The sequence below is a fragment of the Actinomyces sp. MRS3W genome, from assembly GCF_032465695.1.
GTDB lineage: Bacteria > Actinomycetota > Actinomycetes > Actinomycetales > Actinomycetaceae > Actinomyces.
In genome coordinates this window covers 1-4245 of record NZ_JAWDJJ010000124.1, presented here as the reverse complement: position 1 = coordinate 4245, position 4245 = coordinate 1, and the positions used below count along the sequence as shown (strand labels likewise).

Sequence of the window (4245 nt, the reverse complement as noted above, 5' to 3'; positions counted from 1 at the left end):
GTGTGGAAGGGGCCGGTGCCGGTGGTCGAGTCGGGGTGCACATCCTCCCCCCGGGCGACGGCGGCCCGCTCGGCGAGCACGTCGGCGAGCGAGGCGACGAAGGCCGGGTGGGTGCCGGCCGTGGCGGCGCGCACGTAGGCCAGGCCGAGTCGGGAGGCGGTCTCGCGGGCCTCGGTGTCCAGGTCGAAGACGACCTCCATGTGGTCGGCGACAAAGCCGAAGGGGGCGACGACGACGCCCGTCGGCACGTCCACGGCCCGCCCGTCGGTCAGGTGCCCGGCGGCGATGGCCTCCAGGTGGTCGTTGACGTCGGGTTCGAGCCAGCGCGCCTGGGGCGGGCCGGAACGGGAGCAGTAGACCAGGTCCGCCTGCGGGCGGCGGCCCAGGCGGGCGGCGACGGCGTCCAGCAGCACGTCCGCCAGGCGCTCATGCTGGGCCACGTAGGAGATCTCGGTGGACAGGTCGGCCGCCATGCCGGGCTCGCTCCCGTCCAAGTCGGCGCGCTCCTCCGCTGTGGGCGCGGACAGGCGCTCCATGGAGGCGGGGATGGAGTGGGTGACCAGGACCAGGCGGATGCCGTCCGCGCTCACGCCCTCGGCCACCAGCTGGTGGAAGGCAGCAACGATGGCGTCGGTGTTGGCGGCGAGCATGCCGGGGGTGTTGTAGAAGGGGCGGGTCTTGTCGACGACGAGCCTGACCGGCGCGCCCCCGGCCCCACCAACGCGGGCGGCGGCGTCGGCCTCCCGGCCACCTCCGGTGGCCCCGTCGTCGCCGGCAGCCAGCAGCTCCAGGGCGCCGGCGACGTCCTCCCGGTATTGGCGGCAGCCGGAGTAGGAGGCGTAGGCGGCCGTGGTGATGGCCAGAATGCGGCGGGCACCACCGTCGGCGAGGTCGCGCAGCGCCTCGGAGACGAAGGGGTGCCAGTTGCGGTTGCCGATGACCACCGGCAGTGGCGAGCCGCGGGCGGCCAGCTCGGTGCGCAGCGCCGCCAGCAGTTCGGCGTTGCGGGCGTTGATCGGGGAGACGCCGTCCCAGCGGCCGTAGTGGCCGGAGACCTCGCGCAGCCGGTCGTCGGGCACGCCCCGTCCGGCGGTGGCGTTGCGCATGAAGGGCAGCACGTCGTCGGGGCCCTCGGGGCCGCCGTAGGACAGCAGCAGGACGGCGTCGTAAGGGGCCAGCGGCTCGGCCACATGCGGGGTCATCGGGGCTCTCCTGGGGCTCCGGCGGACAGGACGGGGGTGGGGCTCGCGGCGTCCAGGCCGACGGCGTCGCGCAGGTCGGCGTTGATCTGGACCCCCAGGATGAGGTCCAGGGCGTCGAGGTAGTCCTGGCCGCGGCCGGTCTCGGCGGCGGTTCGCGCGGCGACGGTGGGGTGATGGAGCATGCGGGCGGCGAGGTGGTGCAGGGCGCGGGCGGCGTCACCGGCGTCGACTCGGCCGTCGACGGCGTGCAGGCGGGCAACTTCCTCCTCGACCAGTTCCGCGACGCGTCCGCGCAGGCTGCACACGACGGGGTCCATGCGGCGCCCGCACAGCATCCGTTCGAACAGGGCGACCTCCTCGGCCACGATGGCGCGGGCAGCCTCGACCTGGCGGACATCCACCGCGGGCACGGCGCGCTGCACGCTGGGCAGGTCGATGAGCCGGACGCCGGGCAGGGAGCCGACCGACACCTCCACGTCGCGGGTGAGCGCCAGGTCGAGGACGACCAGCGGCCGGCGGGCGGGCTCGCCGTCGACTGCTGGGCGCCGCCCGGCCACAGCGGGGGCGACGAGCTCGCGGGTGAGCACCGGAGCGCCCAGGCCCCGGCAGGTGATGACCAGGTCGGCGCGCGCCAGGGCGCCCGGTAGGCCGGCGTCGTCAATGGCCCTCAGCCCGCGGCCAACGGCGAAGGCGGTGGCCCGGTCGGAACGGGAGTAGACGGCAATGTCCGTGAGGCCGCGGCGGCGTAGGGCGGTGACGGTGGCGCCCGCGTAGGCGCCGGTGCCGACGATGAGCACGCTCAGTTCCCGGCCCGGCGGGAGGTGGTGGGAGGCCATGTCGATGCCGACGGCGACGACGGAGCGGCCGTTGCCGGCCAGGCCGGTTTCGCGGGCGACGCGGCGGGAGGCGGTGGAGGCGTGCTCGACGGCGCGGGCAAGATCCGTTGACAGGGTGCCCTCCTCTCCGGCGACCCGCATGGCGCGGCGCAGCTGCCCGGCGATTTCGCGCTCACCGATGACCATGGATTCCAAACCGGCGGCGGTGGCGAACAGTTCACTGACGGCACCGGTGCCGCTCCAGGCGGTCAGCTCGACGCGATCCGCCTCGGCGTCGTCGGGGTGGGGGACTGTCCCCGCATCGGTCCGGCTCGGGGCCGCCCCGGTCGCAGGGTGCCCGCTCGCTCGCCGGGTGAGGAATTCGGCGACGTTACGGCGCAGGGTGCCCGCCGGGAGGGTGTGTGGAGCGTCGAGCAGTAGGGCCAGGCGGTTGCAGGTGCCCAGGACGACGGCGCCGCGCAGCGACGGAAGTGCGGCCAGGAGATCGGGGCCGAGGTGCGCGGCGGTGACACCCAGGCGGGCGACCGCGTCGAGGCCCTGGGTGCGGTGGTCGGCGGACAGGATGTGGATGGTCACGGCGAGTGGTAGTCAAGCATTGGATGCCGGTCGGGGCACAATTATCACCGGCACCGCACTCAGCTATTCCGACGCACCGTCAGATCGGTTTTCCGACACCGTGTCATCTTGTTGATGATCCGCTTGATTGCAGGCGAAAGCACCAACAATGCGAACAGTTCGAGGCGACGGGTCACATTGTTCGGGCGGCGTTCTCCGGCGACGTCACGTCATGTCATTTCTACCGAATCGGCGAGGACGAGGATTATTACGTGAGTATTTCCGCGCAGAATTCTGGCGGGGCGGACCGCATCGGCGGGACCGTCGGCTCCGCACGGGCGTGCGCCCCGCAAGCACCTCGGCCGGCCCTGTTGGAGGCCCTGGCCGGACGCCGTCCGGCGCGCACACCCGTGTGGTTCATGCGTCAGGCCGGCCGCTCGTTGCCGGAGTATCGCGCCCTGCGCGAGCGGGCGGGCGCACCCATGCTGGATGTGTGCCTGTGGCCGGAGGCGGCCGCGGAAGTGACCCTGCAGCCGGTGCGGCGCCACGGGGTGGATGCGGCCGTCTTCTTCTCCGACATCATGGTGCCGCTGCGGCTGGCGGGCGTGGACGTGCGCATTGAGCCGGGGGTGGGCCCGGTCCTGGGCGCCCCCGTGCGCGACGCCGCCGAGGTGCGTCGCCTGACCGCGCACCGCTATGGCGATGCCGCGCGCGTCGGAACCGCCTCGGACGGCGGCGTGCTCGACGGCGGCGCCGGGGTTGGGGCCATTGAGGCGGCCGTGCGGGCAGTTGTGGCGGAACTGGGCGGTCCGGGGCGTCCGGGCGAGGGCGCCGGGACGGACGGAGCGAATCCCGGCAGCGCGGACACGGCCGCGGCGCGGGCGGGCCTGTCGGCCCGGGCGCGGGCGGGTCTGGACGAGTCGCGCGGCACGGCCGACTGGACGCCGCTGCTCGGCTTCGGCGGGGCACCGTTCACGTTGGTCGCCTATCTCGCCGAGGGGCGCCCCTCCCGCGACCACCTGGCCGCCCGCACGCTCATGCACGCCGACCCCGACTCCTGGGAGGCGCTCATGACCTGGGCGGCGCAGCTGACGGGCCGGTTCATGGCCACGCAGGTGCGCGCGGGCGCGGCTGCCGTGCAGCTCTTCGACTCCTGGGCCGGGTCGCTGCCCGCCGCCGTGTACCGGGAGAAGGTCGCCCCCTACTCGGCGTTGGCCCTGGATATTGCCCGCGACGCCGTCTCGGCCACCACCGGCGCCCCGGCGCCCGCCATCCACTTCACCACCCGCGCAGACCATCTCCTGGGGGAGCTGTGGCGCACCGGGGCGGACGCCGTCGGCGTGGACGAGTGCACCGACCTGGCGGCGGCGGCCACGGCCCTGGCCCGGCCCGATGCTGCCGGCGGGGAGGCGGGGGCGCGCCCGGTGCAGGGCAATCTCGACCCGGCGCTGCTGGGTGCACCGTGGGAGGTACTCGCCCGCGGTGTTGACGCTTGCCTGGAGGCGGGCCGGGCGGCGCCCGCCCACGTGTTCAACCTCGGTCATGGGGTGCCGCCGTCGACCGACCCCGACGTGCTCACCCGCGTGGTGGCGCGCGTGCACGGGTCATCGGATTGGGAACGCACGGCGCTGGCCGGATGGGAGGATGCAGCA

3 protein-coding genes are annotated in these 4245 nt (G+C 74.3%); 1 reads left to right on the top strand and 2 read right to left on the bottom strand.

Annotation, left to right across the window (positions count from 1 at the left end; translation table 11 throughout):
- Both RWX45_RS04305 and RWX45_RS04300 read right to left on the bottom strand, forming a co-directional pair.
- Positions 1 to 1202: ferrochelatase (locus tag RWX45_RS04305; protein WP_316022541.1), on the bottom strand; the 1202-nt coding region annotated here is incomplete at its 3' end.
- On the bottom strand, positions 1199 to 2614 hold the full coding sequence (locus RWX45_RS04300) for a glutamyl-tRNA reductase (RefSeq protein WP_316022540.1): 1416 nt from the start codon (positions 2612 to 2614) through the stop codon (positions 1199 to 1201). The genes RWX45_RS04305 and RWX45_RS04300, both read right to left, overlap by 4 nt.
- Positions 2615 to 2865: 251 nt before the next feature.
- On the opposite strand from RWX45_RS04300, the gene RWX45_RS04295 reads away from it, so the two are divergent.
- Positions 2866 to 4245, top strand: a 1380-nt coding sequence (locus tag RWX45_RS04295) for a uroporphyrinogen decarboxylase family protein (protein ID WP_316022539.1), incomplete at its 3' end; no start/stop codon positions are given.